The sequence below is a fragment of the Enterobacter sp. UPMP2052 genome, from assembly GCF_053709675.1.
On sequence record NZ_JBSKJR010000001.1, the window covers coordinates 1,044,011 to 1,060,182 of the forward strand.

12 protein-coding genes are annotated in these 16,172 nt (G+C 59.1%); 3 read left to right on the plus strand and 9 right to left on the minus strand.

What is annotated here, in order from left to right:
• Window positions 1–13: 13 nt before the first annotated feature.
• Together ACWKX3_RS04800 and nhoA are read left to right on the plus strand one after the other, a co-directional pair.
• The gene (locus tag ACWKX3_RS04800) at window positions 14–1,669 is read left to right on the plus strand and encodes an ABC transporter permease (protein ID WP_454541363.1); all 1,656 of its coding nucleotides are present in this window, start codon (window positions 14–16) and stop codon (window positions 1,667–1,669) included.
• Between the two features lie 72 nt (window positions 1,670–1,741).
• Window positions 1,742–2,587, plus strand: a complete 846-nt coding sequence (gene nhoA, locus ACWKX3_RS04805; protein WP_137273158.1) for an N-hydroxyarylamine O-acetyltransferase — start codon at window positions 1,742–1,744, stop codon at window positions 2,585–2,587.
• Between the two features lie 119 nt (window positions 2,588–2,706).
• On the opposite strand, the gene narI is transcribed toward nhoA, so the two are convergent.
• From narI to ACWKX3_RS04835, 6 genes are all read right to left on the minus strand, one after another.
• Entirely contained in the window at window positions 2,707–3,387 is a 681-nt protein-coding gene (gene narI / locus ACWKX3_RS04810) for a respiratory nitrate reductase subunit gamma (protein WP_006175400.1), read from the minus strand.
• Complete coding sequence (gene narW / locus ACWKX3_RS04815) at window positions 3,384–4,079, minus strand: nitrate reductase molybdenum cofactor assembly chaperone (protein ID WP_006175399.1); 696 nt, start codon at window positions 4,077–4,079, stop codon at window positions 3,384–3,386. The genes narI and narW overlap by 4 nt, the downstream gene beginning before the upstream one ends.
• Window positions 4,079–5,623: a nitrate reductase subunit beta gene (narH, locus tag ACWKX3_RS04820; RefSeq protein ID WP_006175398.1), complete on the minus strand. Its 1,545-nt coding sequence runs from the start codon at window positions 5,621–5,623 to the stop codon at window positions 4,079–4,081. The genes narW and narH overlap by 1 nt, the downstream gene beginning before the upstream one ends.
• A complete protein-coding gene (locus ACWKX3_RS04825; RefSeq protein ID WP_454541364.1) occupies window positions 5,620–9,360 on the minus strand; it encodes a nitrate reductase subunit alpha in 3,741 nt (1,246 codons plus the stop codon). Before ACWKX3_RS04825 ends, narH begins: the two co-directional genes overlap by 4 nt.
• 68 nt (window positions 9,361–9,428) lie before the next feature.
• A complete protein-coding gene (locus tag ACWKX3_RS04830) occupies window positions 9,429–10,814 on the minus strand; it encodes a NarK family nitrate/nitrite MFS transporter (protein WP_153681631.1) in 1,386 nt (461 codons plus the stop codon).
• Window positions 10,815–11,023: 209 nt separating this feature from the next.
• On the minus strand, window positions 11,024–11,599 hold the full coding sequence (locus ACWKX3_RS04835; protein WP_058608753.1) for a TetR family transcriptional regulator: 576 nt from the start codon (window positions 11,597–11,599) through the stop codon (window positions 11,024–11,026).
• Between the two features lie 117 nt (window positions 11,600–11,716).
• Here ACWKX3_RS04835 and ACWKX3_RS04840 point away from each other — a divergent pair, with 117 nt between their 5' ends.
• Window positions 11,717–13,204: an MFS transporter gene (locus ACWKX3_RS04840; protein ID WP_137273154.1), complete on the plus strand. Its 1,488-nt coding sequence runs from the start codon at window positions 11,717–11,719 to the stop codon at window positions 13,202–13,204.
• Window positions 13,205–13,280: 76 nt separating this feature from the next.
• Here the strand turns inward: ACWKX3_RS04840 and ACWKX3_RS04845 are convergent, their stop codons facing one another.
• Genes ACWKX3_RS04845 through ACWKX3_RS04855 form a run of 3 tightly spaced genes read right to left on the minus strand, consistent with a single transcriptional unit; the run spans window position 13,281 to window position 16,162 of the window.
• On the minus strand, window positions 13,281–14,507 hold the full coding sequence (locus ACWKX3_RS04845; RefSeq protein ID WP_202562195.1) for a Zn-dependent hydrolase: 1,227 nt from the start codon (window positions 14,505–14,507) through the stop codon (window positions 13,281–13,283).
• Complete coding sequence (locus ACWKX3_RS04850) at window positions 14,504–14,986, minus strand: L-2-amino-thiazoline-4-carboxylic acid hydrolase (protein ID WP_088209138.1); 483 nt, start codon at window positions 14,984–14,986, stop codon at window positions 14,504–14,506. The genes ACWKX3_RS04845 and ACWKX3_RS04850 overlap by 4 nt, the downstream gene beginning before the upstream one ends.
• An 18-nt stretch (window positions 14,987–15,004) precedes the next feature.
• Window positions 15,005–16,162, minus strand: coding sequence for a branched-chain amino acid ABC transporter substrate-binding protein (locus ACWKX3_RS04855; RefSeq protein WP_088209137.1), 1,158 nt, complete (start codon window positions 16,160–16,162; stop codon window positions 15,005–15,007).
• Window positions 16,163–16,172: the final 10 nt, after the last annotated feature.

Sequence of the window (16,172 nt, forward strand, 5' to 3'; positions counted from 1 at the left end):
TCAGGAAGCTCCTGTGAATCAACGAATGTTATCGGCCATGACGCTGACGCTGCTGGTTGTCCTCGTGGCGTCTCCGCTGTTGTTCATCGCCTTGCAGGCGATATTTCCTCAGTTCAGCGCTGGCAATTTCAGCGGCGCGTTTAGCGGGGTACAGGCGCTGCTGGCAGAGCCGCAGTTGCCCCGCATGTTGGGCGGAACGCTGCAGGTCGGGTTAGGCGTTGCGCTGGTCAGCGCGCTGATCGGCTTTCCGCTGGGCGTGGCGCGGGGGATGTTCAACCTGCCGTGGCCGCGTCTGTGGGATCTGCTTTTCCTGATCCCGTTTTTGACGCCGCCCTATATCGCGGCGCTCTCATGGATGCTGGTGCTGCAAACCAACGGGTATCTGCAACAGCTGACCGGGATAAACCTCAACGATCTGCTGTTCAGCAAAACCGGGATCGTGCTGGTGATGGCGCTGAATATTTTCCCGGTAGTCTATTTCGCCGTTTCGCGTAGCCTGCTGGCGAGCGGTCAGCGGCTGGCGCAGGTTGCCCGGGTGCACGGCGCAAGCGCGGGCAGGGCGTTCTGGCACATCACGCTGCCAATGCTCTCCCCGTCGCTGGCGGCAGGAATGCTGCTGGCGTTTACCCTCGCAATTGAGGAGTTTGGCGTTCCGGCGGCGCTGGGGGCGCGAGCGGGCGTGCTGATGTTAACCACCGATATCGAGAAGAAGCTGGCCGACTGGCCGGTGGATCTGTCCGGGGCGGCGATGCTCTCGGTGGTGCTTGTGGCTATTGCCCTTGGCGCCTGGGCGATGCAGAAAAAACTGACCGGCCATCATGATGTCACCAGCATTACTGGCAAGCCGACCGAAAACAGCGGGGCAAACGCCGGTCTCTACACGCTGCCGATGGTTGTGCTGATGATGGTGGTGAGTGCGGTCGCGGTGCTGTTACCCGGCGCATCGATGGCGCTCTCCGGCGTGCTCGGTACATTATCTGGAGGTGTGACGCTTGATAATGTGACAACGTCACATTATGCGGCACTGTTCAGCCAGCAGGGAGAGGCTTTGTCGGCGCTGGGAACCAGCCTGTCGCTGGCGCTCGGGACGGCGTGCATTACCGGGCTGCTGGGGCTGTTGGCATCGTGGCTGGTGGTAATGCAAAAGATAAAAGGGCGCGCGATACTTGACGCGCTCTCGCTGATGCCCGCCGCGCTGCCCGGCATTGTCGTGGGCGTCGGTTTGATTCTGCTCTGGAACCGGTCCTTTTGGCCAGTCTCGCCGTATAACAGCTGGGTGATTTTGATGCTGTCGTATTGCTGCCTGTTGCTGCCGTGGCCCGTGCGCTACGTTGGCAGCGCGCTGCGTCAATTGGGCGGAAGTCTGGAGCCTGCGGCGCGGGTTCACGGAGCCTCGGCGTTTCAGGCACTGCGCTATATCGTGATGCCGCTCGTCTCTCCCGCGCTGCTGGCGGCGATGCTGATGGTGTTTGCGATTGCCTCGCGTGAGCTGGTGACATCACTGTTGCTTGCCCCGGCGGGCACACAGACGGTCTCGGTGTTTATCTGGCGGCAGTTCGAGCAAGGCTCCGTAGGGCAAGGCATGGCAATGGCGACGCTGACGCTGGTGACGGGGCTTCTCCTGATGCTTAGCGCGCTGGGTATTATGCAGCGCGCTAAGCAGCGCTAAAAAGCACATTTGCGCATATGGGGCGGGTAAAATAGTTTATAAACAAGGAATATCACATCAAGGAAGCCAACCATGTCCCCATTTCTGAGTGCTTATTTTGCCCGCACGGGCTGGCAACAGCCCGCGCAGGTTGATATCGACACCCTTCGTGCGCTGCATTTACACCACAACTGCGCGATCCCGTTTGAGAATATCGATGTGGTATTGCCGCGTGAGATCCATCTTGACGATCAAAGCCTGGTCGACAAGCTGGTCACCGCGCGCCGCGGCGGTTACTGCTTTGAGCAAAATGGCCTGTTCGAGCGCGTATTGCGCGAAGTGGGGTTTACGGTGCGCAGCGTGCTGGGACGGGTGGTGCTGGCGAATCCGCCGCAGATGCCGCCGCGCACCCACCGTTTACTGCTGGTCGAACTGAACGGCGAACGCTGGATAGCGGATGTCGGGTTTGGCGGACAAACGCTCACGGCGCCCATACGCTTACTCGCCAACGAGGAGCAGAGTACGCCGCACGGCCTGTACCGCCTGCTAAGCGAAGGTAACGACTGGGTGCTGCAGTTCCGCCATCATGATCACTGGCAATCGATGTACCACTTTGACCTGGCGACGCAGTACTTTAACGATTACGTGATGGGTAACTTCTGGTCCGCGCACTGGCCGCAGTCGCACTTCCGTCATCATCTGTTGATGTGTCGCCATCTCCCGGACGGCGGCAAGCTGACGCTGACTAATTTTAACTTCACGCACTGGCACAACGGCCATGTGGAGGAGCAGATCCATTTGCCGGACGCGCAGGCGCTTTATCAACTGATGCAATCGCGGTTTGGTCTCGGGGTTGACGATCCGAAGCACGGCTTTACGCTAGCAGAATTGACTGCGGTGATGGCGGGGTTTGATACGCATCCGCAGGCAGGAAAATAGCCCGGAACGGCGGGGAAGTAGGCCGGGTAAGGCGTAGCCGCCACCCGGCAAAATATTCCTGTGCGGGCTAATGCCCTCACCCCGGCCCTCTCCCACAGGGAGAGGGGGAAAAACACCGATTAGCGGCGCGAGCGCACCACCTGGTAGCGACGGGTGAAATACTCGAATGGCGCGCTCCAGACGTGTACCAGACGGGTGAATGGGAAGATCAGGAAGATGGTCATGCCCAGCACGAGGTGGATGCGGAAAATGGGCGCTACGCCGCTCAGCATTTCCGACGATCCGCCTTTGAAGGTTACAATTCCCTGCGCCCATCCCACCAGTTTCATCATCTCGCTGCCGTCTGGATACTGCGCCGAGAACGGAATCGTCGTCAGCCCGAGAATGCACTGAATCAACAGGATACTCATGATAATGATATCCGGCGTGGTCGAGGTGGCGCGCACGCGCTGGTTAAACAGCCGGCGGACCAGCAGCATGGAGCCGCCGATCAGCGTCAGAACGCCGCAAATCCCCCCGGCGATCATCGCCAGCTGCTGCTTAACGGCCACGGGCAAAAACCAGGCGTACATCCAGTGCGGGGTTAACATCCCGAACAGATGCCCGAAGAAAATCCCGAGGATCCCGATGTGAAACAGGTTCGACGCCCAGTTCATGCCGCGCTTGCTGAGCAGCTGGCTCGACGAGGCGCGCCAGGTGTACTGTCCGTAGTCGTAGCGCAACCAGCTGCCAATGAAAAAGACGGTGGCGCAGATGTAGGGGTAAATGTCATAGAAAAACACGTTGAGGTAGTGCGTCATTTTGGGCCTCCGGCGCCGACGTCCACATACTGCGGTGCAACGTCCTGGCTAAAGCGTCGTTGATATTGCTGCATCGGCGAACTGTCGCACGATGTGGCGTTGTCCTCGATAAACTTCACCTGTTCCTCTTCCCAGACGGCGTCCAGCGCCTGGCGGGTATCATCCCTTTTTTCACCGGAAACCTGCTGCGCCACGCTGTCGCTGGAGAGACGACTGTCGGCAAAACGCAGTAGCGCATCAAAAAGCTGATAATGCGCCACGCCGCGCTGCTTCAGGCGTCCGCCAATCAGCGCCAGGATCGGCGCGACGTTTTGCAACCCTTCGCGCGCCTCCGCGTCGCTGACAATGCTGAGATACTCCAGATAGAGCGGCAGATAGTCCGGCAGCTCGCGGCAGTCCAGCTCAAGCCCGGCTTTCTCATACTGGCCCATCAGATCGACCATCGCCTGCCCGCGATCGCGGGACTCGGCGTGCACATGTTCGAACAGCAGCAGCGAGGTGGCGCGACCCCGCTCAAACACCTCGCACCACTCGGCCTGTTTATCCAGCAGAGCAGCCCCAAGGTGCTGCCGGGCAAACGGCAGCAGCGCGGGGGCATCCTGTTCGATAAGGGAAAGCGCCTCCTCGCGGCTTTCCCACAGCACCTCATCGGGATACTCAATCAGTAGCGCGATGATTTTCAGGATCTGCATTATTCTCCCTCCCCGTGTTCGCGCACCTCGGTGATGTTGATGGCATCAATGCGGCTGCTGTTGAAGAGATTGAATTTGGTGTCGGAGCCGTGGCAGCCGTCGCCAAAGGTAAATCCGCAGCCGTTTTTCTCCGGGAAGGCGTCACGCGCCATTTCGCGGTGGCTGGTCGGGATCACGAAGCGGTCTTCGTAGTTGGCAATGGCCAGATAGCGGTACATCTCCTCAACCTGCGCTTCGGTCAGCCCCACCTCTTCAATGGCGCGGGTATCGGTCACGCCTTCCACGGTCTGGGAGCGTTTGTAGTGACGCATCGCCATCATGCGCTTCAGGGCGCGCAGCACGGGAGCCGGGTCACCGGCGCTCAGCATGTTTGCCAGGTACTGCACCGGAATGCGCAGGCTTTCCACCGCCGGCAGAACGCCGTCGCTTTGCGGCAGACCGCCCGCATCGGCATAAGACTGAATAGGCGACAGCGGCGGAACGTACCAGACCATCGGCAGGGTACGGTATTCCGGGTGCAGCGGCAGGGCCAGCTTCCAGTCCATCGCCAGTTTGTAGACCGGCGAACGCTGCGCGGCGTCGATTGTGTTTTGAGGAATACCCTGTTTCAGCGCTTCTTCAATGATTGCCGGGTCGTGCGGGTCAAGGAAGACGTCGCACTGACGCTCGTACAGATCGGTTTCGTGCTCGGTGCTGGCCGCTTCTTCAATCCGATCCGCGTCGTACAGTAGCACGCCAAGATAGCGGATTCGTCCCACGCAGGTTTCCGAACAGACCGTTGGCTGGCCGGACTCAATGCGCGGATAGCAGAAGATGCATTTCTCGGACTTACCGCTTTTCCAGTTGAAGTAGATTTTCTTGTACGGGCAGCCGCTGATGCACAGACGCCAGCCGCGGCATTTGTCCTGGTCGATCAGGACAATCCCGTCTTCCTCACGTTTGTAGATCGCGCCGCTTGGGCAGGTGGCCGCACAGCTTGGGTTCAGGCAGTGCTCGCACAGGCGCGGGAGGTACATCATGAAGGTGTTTTCAAACTGGCCGTACATCTCTTTCTGGATCTTCTGGAAGTTGCGGTCGCGGGCGCGCTTCTCGAACTCGCCGCCGAGCAATTCTTCCCAGTTTGGCCCCCAGACGATTTTATCCATTCGCTTGCCGTCGATAAGCGAGCGCGGGCGGGCAGTAGGGAGGTGATCGCCCTCCGGCGCGCGGTGCAGATCCTGATAATCAAAAGTGAACGGTTCATAATAATCATCAATCTGCGGCATGACCGGGTTCGAAAAGATTTTCGACAGGACGCCAAGCTTGCTGCCGAGGCGCGGGGTCAACTTGCCGTGAATGCCGCGGATCCAGCCGCCTTGCCACTCGTCCTGATCTTCCCAGTTTTTCGGATAGCCAATACCCGGTTTGGTTTCAACGTTGTTAAACCACGCATATTCCATCCCTTCGCGCCCGGTCCAGACGTTTTTGCAGGTGACCGAGCAGGTGTGACAGCCGATGCACTTATCGAGATTCAGTACCATTCCAACCTGTGAGCGTATTTTCATTTTTTCGCCTCCTGAACCTGATCCCGACCTTCGCCGTCCAGCCAGTTAATGTTTTTCATTTTGCGGATCATGATGAACTCGTCGCGGTTGGAGCCAACGGTTCCGTAATAGTTAAAGCCGTAGGCCAGCTGCGCGTATCCGCCAATCATGTGCGTCGGTTTAGGACAGATGCGCGTCACCGAGTTGTGGATCCCGCCGCGCCGCCCGGTCACTTCAGAGCCTGGAATGTTCAGGATGCGCTCCTGGGCGTGGTACATCATGGTCATGCCCGGCGGCACGCGCTGGCTGACCACCGCTCGGGCGGTTAATGCGCCGTTGGCGTTGAAGGCTTCGATCCAGTCGTTATCCTCAATGCCCAGTTCACGGGCGTCGGTTTCGCTTATCCAGACAATCGGGCCACCGCGAGACAGCGTCTGCATCAGCAGGTTTTCACTGTAGGTGGAGTGAATGCCCCATTTCTGGTGCGGCGTCAGGAAGTTCAGCGCTTTCTCCGGGAAGCCGTTCGGCGGGATCTCGCGCATGTGGGTGACGCTGCGGGTGTCTATCGGCGGGCGATAGGCCACCAGGCTTTCACCAAAGGCGCGCATCCAGACATGGTCCTGATACAGCTGTTGACGGCCAGACAGGGTCCGCCATGGGATCAGCTCGTGAACGTTGGTGTACCCGGCGTTATAGGAGACGTGTTCGCTCTCAAGCCCGGACCAGGTTGGACTGGAGATGATTTTGCGCGGCTGGGCCTGAATATCGCGGAAGCGAATCTTCTCGTCTTCTTTGTTCAATGCCAGATGGGTGTGGTCGCGTCCGGTCATCTCCCCGAGCGCTTCCCAGGCTTTCACCGCCACCTGACCGTTAGTTTCCGGGGCGAGGGCGAGGATCACTTCCGAGGCGTCAATTGCCGTTTCAATACGTGGGCGGCCTTTGGCCGGGCCGTCGAGCTTGACGTAGTTGAGCTTGCCAAGGAATTCGACCTCCTTCTGGGTATTCCACGAGATGCCTTTCCCGCCGTTGCCGAGTTTATCCAGTAGCGGACCGAGGGCGGTAAAGCGCTCGTAGGTTTCCGGATAGTTACGTTCGACAACGGCGATGCCCGGCGCGGTTTTACCCGGGATCAGATCGCATTCACCCTTGCGCCAGTCCTGAATATCAAACGGCTGCGACAGCTCGGCGGGGGAGTCGTGCTGCAAAGGCTGCAACACCACGTCAGTTTCGGTGCCCAGATGGCCGACGCAGACCTCCGAGAACACTTTGGCAATGCCTTTGTAGATCTCCCAGTCGCTGCGTGATTCCCAGGCAGGGTCAACGGCGGCGGAGAGCGGGTGAATAAACGGATGCATATCCGAGGTATTCATATCGTCTTTTTCATACCAGGTGGCGGTCGGCAGGACGATATCGGAGAAGAGGCAGGTGCTGGACATACGGAAATCGAGCGTGACCAGCAGATCCAGCTTCCCTTCGATGGCAGCGGTTTGCCACTCTACCTCTTCCGGCTTCACGTCGTCGGTTGAACCTAAATCTTCCCCCTGAATGCCGCTTTCGGTACCCAGCAGGTACTTGAGCATGTACTCGTGGCCCTTACCGGACGAGCCGAGGAGGTTCGAGCGCCAGACGAACAGGTTACGCGGATGGTTTTTGCCGTTGTCGGGCTGTTCGCAGGCAAGGCGGACGTCGCCCGATTTCAGCCCCTGAACGGTATACTCCTGCGGCGTCATTCCGGCCGCGTCGGCGCGGGCCTTGATGTGTAGCGGGTTGAGGTTCAGCTGCGGCGACGACGGGAGCCAGCCCATGCGTTCGGCGCGGACGTTGAAGTCAATCAGGTGGCCGGTGAATTTGGTGGCGTCCGCCAGCGGCGAGAGCAACTCCTGCGCGGTCAGCTTTTCGTAACGCCACTGGCTGGCATGGTTGTAGAAGAACGAGGTGCTGTTCATCTGGCGCGGCGGGCGGTTCCAGTCCAGCGCGAAGGCGAGGGGGAGCCAGCCGGTCTGCGGCCGCAGTTTTTCCTGGCCGACATAGTGCGACCAGCCGCCGCCGCTCTGCCCGACGCAGCCGCAGAAGACCAGCATGTTGATCATCCCGCGGTAGTTCATGTCCATGTGGTACCAGTGGTTCACACCGGCCCCAAGGATGATCATCGAGCGTCCGTGAGTTTTGTGCGCCGTGTCGGCAAACTCGCGGGCGATTTTTTCAATCAGCCAGGCGGGCACGCCGGTAATTTGCTCGCCCCATGCCGGGGTATAAGCTTTGATGTCGGCATAATTTACCGCCGCGTTGCTGTCCTCAAGACCGCGATCGAGGCCATAGTTCGCCAGCACCAGATCGTACACGCTGACGACGCGTTTCTGGCTGCCGTCAGCAAGCGTCAGGGTTTTGCTCGGCACGCGGCGCAAGAGCACCGGCTCCTGCTTCACGCTGCGAAAGTGCGGGTTTTCATTGCCGCCGAAATAGGGGAAGGCTACGTCCGCAATGCTGTCGTGGCTGTCGAGCAGAGAGAGCGTCAGCTCGGTCTCCTGACCGGCAGACAGCGACTCAAGGTTCCATTTGCCTTTTTCACCCCAGCGGAAACCGATCGATCCGTTCGGCACAACCAGATCCCCGGTGGCGTCAAAGGCGATGGTTTTCCACTCGGGGTTATTGGCTTCACCCAGGCCGTCGGCCAGGTCGGAGGCGCGAAGCATTCTGCCCGGCACCACGCGGCCATCTGCCTGCTCGTCAAGCAGCACCAGCATTGGCATATCGGTGTAGCGACGGCAGTAGTTGAGGAAGTAGTCGCTCGGGTTATCGAGGTGAAACTCTTTGAGGATCACGTGGCCCATCGCCATGGCGAGCGCACTGTCGGTGCCCTGTTTCGGGGCCAGCCACTGATCGCTGAGCTTCGCCACCTCGGAGAAGTCCGGCGTGATGGCAACGGTTTTAGTGCCCTTGTAGCGCACTTCGGTAAAGAAGTGGGCATCCGGGGTGCGCGTCTGCGGCACGTTGGAGCCCCAGGCGATGATGTAGCTGGAGTTGTACCAGTCGGCGGATTCCGGCACGTCGGTCTGCTCGCCCCAGGTCATCGGCGAGGCGGGCGGTAAATCGCAGTACCAGTCATAAAAACTCAGGCAGGTGCCGCCCAGCAGGGAGAGGTAGCGCGTCCCCGCCGCGTAAGAGACCATCGACATCGCCGGGATCGGCGAGAAGCCCGCCACGCGGTCGGGGCCGTAGTTTTTGATGGTCCAGACGTTGGCGGCGGCAATCAGCTGGTTCAGCTCTTTCCAGTTCGAGCGGATAAACCCGCCGCGTCCGCGCGCCTGGCGGTAGCTCTGCGCTTTCTGCGGATCGCTCTGGATGGCATCCCAGGCGAGCACCGGGTCGATATGCTGGGCGAGCGCCTCGCGCCACAGCTCAATCAGTTTGCGGCGCACCAGCGGATACTTCAGGCGGTTAGCGCTGTAAAGGTACCAGGAGTAGCTTGCGCCACGCGGGCAGCCGCGCGGCTCATGGTTAGGCAGGTCGGGGCGGGTGCGGGGGTAGTCGGTTTGCTGCGTCTCCCAGGTCACCAGGCCGTTTTTGACGTAAATCTTCCAGCTACAGGAGCCGGTACAGTTCACGCCGTGGGTGGATCGCACGATTTTATCGAACTGCCAGCGCTGGCGATAGCTGTCCTCCCAGTCGCGGTTGGTGTGATACACCTGACCGTGACCATCGGCGAAACTGTCGCCTTTTGTTTTGAAGTAACGGAAGCGATCCAACAGTTTACTCATGACATTTCTCCTGCTCCGATAACATTGCCGGACAGCACTGCACCGCCCTCCGGCAAAAGACAATTTTGTTATTTTTGTGAGGATTTACGGCCATAAACCAGCCAGGTGACAAAGACACAAACGATGTAAAACACGAGGAACACTTTCATGGCGCCCACCGGCGAACCGGTCATCGCCAGCGAAGTACCGAAGGCCTTGGGAATAAAGAACCCGCCCACCGCGCCAATCGCAGAGATAAAGCCCAGCGCCGCGGCCGTTTCGGTTACCGCTTCGTGCTGCGCCTGTTCGTCCGTTCCGCCTTCCTGCTTAACGCGGTTTAGGGTGATTTGGCGGAAAATAACCGCAATCATCTGGAACGTCGAGCCGCTGCCGAGGCCTGCGGTGAGGAACAGCCCCATAAAGACCAGGTAGAACGCGATGAAGCTGCCGGACCCGCTACCGGGCAGCGTCAGGAAGATCAGCGCGCTAAACACGGCCATAAAGATAAAATTAATCAGCGTCACGCGTACGCCGCCCAGCCTGTCGGAGATCATGCCGCCCGCCGAGCGCGCCAGAGCGCCAATCAGCGGGCCAAAGAAGGCGAGGTGAAGGATATTGACGTCCGGGAACTGGGTTTTCGACAACATGGCAAAACCCGCCGAAAAACCGATAAACGAGCCGAAGGTCGCGAGATAGAGCAGGCTCAGCAGCCAGAGGTGAAAACGCTTCAGAACCGGAAGCTGACTGGCAATCGAGGCCTTAGAGCTGGCGATATCGTTCATGCCGAAGAACGCGGCAATAGTCGCCAGCAGCAGCAGCGGCGCCCAAATCCAGGCGGCATTCGCCAGCCACAGGGTTGAGCCGTCTTCCTGGGGCACGCCGTGAACCCCAAGGAAGGTGAACATTGGCAGGAAGATCACCAGCGGGGCGATCAGCTGCATGACGCTCACGCCGAGATTGCCCAGCCCACCGTTGATGCCCAGCGCGCTACCCTGGCGGGATTTCGGGAAGAAGAAGCTGATGTTGCCCATACTGGAGGCAAAGTTTGCGCCCGCAAAACCGCACATCAGGGCGATCACGATAAATACCCAGTAGGGCGTGGCGGTGTTCTGAATCGCAACGCCTAACCACACGCAGGGAATAATCAGAATTACGGTGCTGAAGACGGTCCAGTAACGCCCGCCAAATATCGGCACCATAAAGGAATAGGGGACGCGCAATATCGCCCCCGAAAGAGAGGGTAACGCGGTTAACATAAACAGCTGATCGGTAGTGAAATTAAATCCGACTTTATTAAGATTTACCGCAATGGCGCTAAATAACATCCATACGCAAAAGGCGAGTAGCAGACAGGCCACGGAGATAATCAAATTTCGTCGCGCAATATGTTTCCCTTTATTTTCCCAAAACTGCGCGTTTTCCGGTTTCCAGTTACTCAAAAGGTAATGATTATTTTTCTCATTTTGTTGTGACATAGCGCCCTCTTGCTTAATTAAATGAAGAAAAAATTAAGTGAAAACAGTCAGATGCCTGAAGGATGTTAAATATATTTTTTGGATGTTTTGGGATACTTCTGAAAGGATAGATAAAAAAGCGACCCCGGGAGAAGGAGAAGGGAAAGCAGGGTCGCTTTATGTGTTACCAATTGTAACTTTTTGTGGGAATTACTACCACCGAGGGAGTATTAAAACAATTCCAGCGAAATCATTTTATCCAGATGTTTATTAAAGGCGGCGTCGTCTATTTCAGGCATATTTAAAACATAAATGCCGTCGAGACCACAGACCAGGCCGATCAAGCGCCAGGCGACGTCTTCGGCGCGGTCGGTCAGGGTAAAGTCTCCGGCGTTTGCACCTGCATTAATAATAGCGACCGTCTCCTGGTGCCACATCTCCATCGTCAGCACGTACGCGCCTTTGATATCGTTGTCACGGCTCGCCAAAATCTGCGCTTCGCGCCACAGGCGGATATAGGGTTCAAAGCCACCTTCATCGCTGCCGAGCATGGCGCGCAGCCGTTCGCGCCAGCTTGCGTCTTCACCGACCACTTCCGCGTCCAGCAGCTCGCGGATAAGCCGAACGAACGCCAGCGATTTGAGTTCGCCACCGGAGGTGAAATGGTGATGCACCTGTCCCGTGGCGACCCCGGCCTCCGCTGCAATCCTCCGTACCGTCATGGCCGCCAGTCCTTCGCTCAGCGCGACGCGCATGGCTGCCAGTAAAATCTCTTCCCGTCGCTCATCCTTGCTCAGATAACGCATTTTTTCTCACTCTCAATGGGGATGAAACAAGTGTAACAAAGCACTGGACAAGTGTTCAACTTTACGTAGGATCGCAGCCTGGACATGTGTCCAGTTTTCAGAATAAAAAGGATATTTATGTTTCGTCAGTGGTTAGCGTTAGTGATTATCGTGCTGGTTTATATCCCGGTAGCGATTGACGCGACGGTGCTGCACGTGGCGGCGCCGACATTGAGCATGACGCTGGGTGCCAGCGGCAATGAATTGCTGTGGATTATTGATATTTACTCGCTGGTGATGGCGGGGATGGTGCTGCCCATGGGCGCGCTGGGGGATCGCATCGGCTTTAAGCGACTGCTGATGATCGGCAGTACCTTGTTTGGCCTGTCATCCCTGGCGGCGGCCTTTGCGCCGACGGCAGGGTGGTTGATTGCTGCTCGTGCCTCGCTGGCCATCGGTGCGGCGATGATCATTCCGGCAACGCTTGCCGGGATCCGCACGCTATTTACCGATGCCCGTCACCGCAACATTGCGCTTGGCGTCTGGGCGGCCGTTGGGTCCGGCGGCGCGGCCTTTGGCCCGCTGATTGGCGGCATCTTGCTTGAGCACTTCTACTGGGGCTCGGTCTTTTTGATCAACGTGCCGATCGTGCTGGTGGTGGTTTCCCTCGCCGCCCGGTTTGTGCCTGCCCAGCAGGGGCGGCCCGAGCAGCCGCTGAATATCGGCCATGCGATCATGTTGATTGTGGCGATTTTACTCCTGGTCTATAGCGCGAAAACGGCGCTGAAAGGCGATCTCTCTCCGTGGCTGGTGGCCTCTGCGCTGGTTGTCGGGGCGGTGATGCTGTTTATCTTCGTGCGTATCCAGTTGCGCGCCCGCGTGCCGATGATCGATATGCGGCTGTTCTGCCATCGCATCATCCTGAGCGGGGTGGTGATGGCGATGACCGCCATGATCGCCCTGGTCGGCTTCGAACTGCTGATGGCGCAGGAGCTGCAGTTTGTTCACGGTTTCACGCCGTTTGACGCCGGTATGTTTATGCTGCCGGTGATGGTTGCCAGCGGATTCAGCGGCCCGATTGCCGGTGTGCTGGTGGGGCGTCTGGGGCTGCGCATCGTGGCGGCTGGCGGTATGGGGCTGAGTGCAGTGAGCTTTATCGGGCTGTCGATGCTCGATTTCAGTACCCAGCAGTGGCAGGCGTGGTGCCTGATGGTGCTGTTAGGCTTTAGCGCGGCGAGCGCGCTGCTGGCCTCCACCTCGGCGATTATGGCGGCGGCACCGAAAGAGAAAGCGGCGGCGGCGGGTGCTATCGAGACTATGTCCTACGAGCTGGGCGCGGGTCTCGGAATCGCCATTTTTGGCCTGCTGTTGACCCGCAGCTTCTCGGCGTCGATTGTTCTGCCGCAGGGGCTGAACGCATCCGTGGCGGATAAAGCGTCCTCATCTATCGGCGAAGCGGTGAAGGCGGCGCAGGATCTGTCGCCTGCGTTAGCGGAGTCGGTCATCGAGGCAGCGAAGACGGCATTTATCACCTCACACAGCGTGGCGCTCGGCAGCGCGGGGGGCATGCTGTTGCTTCTGGCGGTGGGGATTTGGTTTAGCCTGGCGAAGGTGCCGAAGGCGTAAAACAAGCCCGGTGGCGCTGCGTTTACCGGGCCTGACGTGTGAATACAGGCCCGATAAGGCGAAGCCGTCACCCGGCTTATTTTTCCAGCGCGGCGGCCAACACGCTGTGCAACAGCACGTTGGCCCCTTTCTCTGACCACGTCGGCAGGATCTTTTCTGCTTCGTTATGGCTGATGCCTTTCACGCACGGAATGAAAATCATGCTGGCGGGGGCCACCTTACTGACGTAGCAGGTGTCGTGTCCGGCGCCGGAGACCATCGATTTTGACGAATAGCCCAGCGCGGCGACGGCGTTTTCCGTACGGGCCAGACAGGCTTCGTTAAAGGCGATAGGCGCGTAGTCGAAGATGCGCTCGACGTTGGCCGTCACGCCGCGTGCGGCCAGGTTTTTCGTCGCCTCATACAGCCCGGCTTCCATAGCGTCGAGCGCGTCCTGTGAAGGGTGGCGAAACTCCACGCTGCACACTACTCGTGAAGGGACAACGTTACGCGAGTTCGGCGTGACCTGCACCATGCCGATGGTGGCGCGTCCGTCCGGTGCAAATTGATACCCGATCTCCTCCACGTTCAGCGCCAGCCCGGCGAAGGCGATGACCGCATCGCGGCGGCTGTGCATCGGCGTCGTTCCCGCATGGGCGGCAAAACCGTCGAGCGTTACCGTAAACCAGCGCTGACCCATGGCCGCCCGCACCAGGCCGATGTCGATCTCTTCCTCTTCGAGAATCGGCCCCTGCTCAATATGCAGCTCATAGCAGGCGTGAACCGGAAACGCGCGGGCAGGGCGTTCGCCACGATAGCCAATCGCTTCCAGCGCCTCGCGAACGGTGACCCGCTGGTTGTCCATCCTGGCGTAAGCAAAGTCTTCCGAGAGCTGGCCTGCCCAGACGCCGGAGGCCAGCATCGCCGGGGCGAAGCGCGCGCCTTCTTCGTTGGTCCAGTTTACCAGCACGATGTCGCGCTCGGTTTCAATCGCGTTATCGTTCAGGGTGCGCAGCAGTTCCAGCCCGGCCAGCACGCCGTAAATACCGTCGTAATTGCCGCCGAGCGGCTGCGAATCCACATGCGATCCGGTCATTACCGGGGCAAGCGACGGGTTTTTACCCGCGCGACGGATAAACATGTTGCCCATGCTGTCAACGTCACAGGTGAAGCCCGCCTCCAGCGCCCAGTCGCGCAGCAGGTTGCGCGCAATGCGATCCTCCTCGCTTAACGCCAGGCGGGTGACGCCTCCGGCGGGAGTGCCGCCGATCTGCGCCATCATCTCCAGCGTCGACCAGAGTCGTTCGGCGTTAACCCGGATCATGCGTTGTCCTTTTTGCTGCGGTAGCGGAAGTCACAGCACGAGCCGCCCTGCATGATGGTGGTGGTGCGGGTCAGCTCCACGTCCGGCGCATAGCCGACGATAAACTTCTCATCGCGCGCGCAGGAGAGCAGATGACCAATCTCTCCCAGCCCCATCTCGTGATACATCTCGGCGTAACGGCAGCGGGTGACGTTATAGTTGTACTGCGTGTCGTCGGCGTCGAGGACCTTCACGTCCAGTGCGTTGTCCTTCTCCCACAGATACTGCAGGGCGATAAAGCTTTTCACATCTGCGCCGTGCGGTTCCTTGCTGGCAAATTCTTTGCCCGCGTTGATGGCGGCCTGCTCAATGGCCTCGCCAATGACGGCCTGCGCGCGGGTTTTACCAATCTCGCGCACCAGGATTTCATAAATTGGCTTAATAATTTCTGCTTCAATTTTGCGGCGGGCAAGAATGCCCAGCTCATTATTATCACTCATCACATTGCCTCACTGCGGTTATCTGGATTTCGCGCCGCCGAGCACGGTTTGCGGCTGCCATTTCCCGTCGACAACTTTGTAAACGGTGAACGACGGCGAGGTCAGATTGCCTTCTTTATCAAACGCGATTTGTCCGGTTACGCCGGAATAGCTGATGGCGCGCAGGGCAGGCAGATAGTCGGCAGGATCGACCGAGTCCGCTTTTTCCATGGCGGCAACCAGCACGCGGGTGGCGTCATAGGCAAACGGCGCATGCAGTTCAATATGGGTGTGATAGCGGGACTGGTACGCCTGCTCGAAGGCTTTACCGCCCGGCATCTGCTCGACCGGCAGGCCCGGCTCCAGCGCCACAACGCCTTCACCCTCTTTTTGCGCCAGCTGCAGGAAGGTCTGGCTGACGAAGCCGCCCGCGCCCATCAGGGTGGCCTTCATGCCCAGCTGTTTGATGCGTCGCGCCAGCGGGGCGGCCTGGCTGTCCACGCCGCCGAAGAAGATCAGGTCGGCATTTTTACTGCGAATCGCGGTCAGCACGGCGCTGAAATCGACGGTTTTATCGTCGACATACTGGCGGTCAACGATCTTCACGCCCTGTGCATCCAGCGACTTAATGAACTCGTCCGCCAGACCCTGACCAAAGGCGGTACGGTCGTCGATCACCGCAATGCGTTTCGCTTTCAGGGTATTGACCGCGTATTGACCGGCAAACTGGCCGCCGTCATCGTCGTGACCCATCACGCGGAAGCTGGTGTCAAAGCCCTGTTTGGTATAGGCATGACCGGTTGCGACCGGGGCAACCTGCGCGATACCCGCGTCGTGATAGACCCGCGCTGCCGGAATGCTGGTGCCGGTGTTCCAGTGGCCGACCACGCCCGCCGCGCCGCTGTCGACCAGACGCTGCGCCACGGCAACGGCGGTACGCGGGTCGGACTGGTCATCTTCGGACTGCAGCTTAAAGGTCACGGCTTTGCCGCCGATGGTCGGGTGCTGTTTGTTGATATCATCAATAGCCAGCTGCGCGCCGTTTTCGAGATCTTTCCCGATACGGGCAGACGGCCCGGTTAACGGCCCCGCCAGGCCAATGACCACGGTTTCGCTGTCTGCTGCCCATGCGCCGGTAGAGGCAAAACCGCTGAGCAGAATAGCGGCGCTAAGCGCACTGATTTTTACTGTTTTCATTGTTTTCCCT

Bases quoted from the DNA above. Each gene is read 5' to 3' on its own strand.
- nhoA (WP_137273158.1), top strand. From the start codon at position 1,742: ATGTCCCCATTTCTGAGTGCTTATTTTGCCCGCACGGGCTGGCAACAG.
- ACWKX3_RS04850 (WP_088209138.1), bottom strand. From the start codon at position 14,986: ATGAGTGATAATAATGAGCTGGGCATTCTTGCCCGCCGCAAAATTGAA.
- ACWKX3_RS04835 (WP_058608753.1), bottom strand. From the start codon at position 11,599: ATGCGTTATCTGAGCAAGGATGAGCGACGGGAAGAGATTTTACTGGCA.
- ACWKX3_RS04825 (WP_454541364.1), bottom strand. From the start codon at position 9,360: ATGAGTAAACTGTTGGATCGCTTCCGTTACTTCAAAACAAAAGGCGAC.
- ACWKX3_RS04830 (WP_153681631.1), bottom strand. From the start codon at position 10,814: ATGTCACAACAAAATGAGAAAAATAATCATTACCTTTTGAGTAACTGG.
- ACWKX3_RS04855 (WP_088209137.1), bottom strand. From the start codon at position 16,162: ATGAAAACAGTAAAAATCAGTGCGCTTAGCGCCGCTATTCTGCTCAGC.
- ACWKX3_RS04845 (WP_202562195.1), bottom strand. From the start codon at position 14,507: ATGATCCGGGTTAACGCCGAACGACTCTGGTCGACGCTGGAGATGATG.
- narH (WP_006175398.1), bottom strand. From the start codon at position 5,623: ATGAAAATACGCTCACAGGTTGGAATGGTACTGAATCTCGATAAGTGC.
- narW (WP_006175399.1), bottom strand. From the start codon at position 4,079: ATGCAGATCCTGAAAATCATCGCGCTACTGATTGAGTATCCCGATGAG.
- narI (WP_006175400.1), bottom strand. From the start codon at position 3,387: ATGACGCACTACCTCAACGTGTTTTTCTATGACATTTACCCCTACATC.
- ACWKX3_RS04840 (WP_137273154.1), top strand. From the start codon at position 11,717: ATGTTTCGTCAGTGGTTAGCGTTAGTGATTATCGTGCTGGTTTATATC.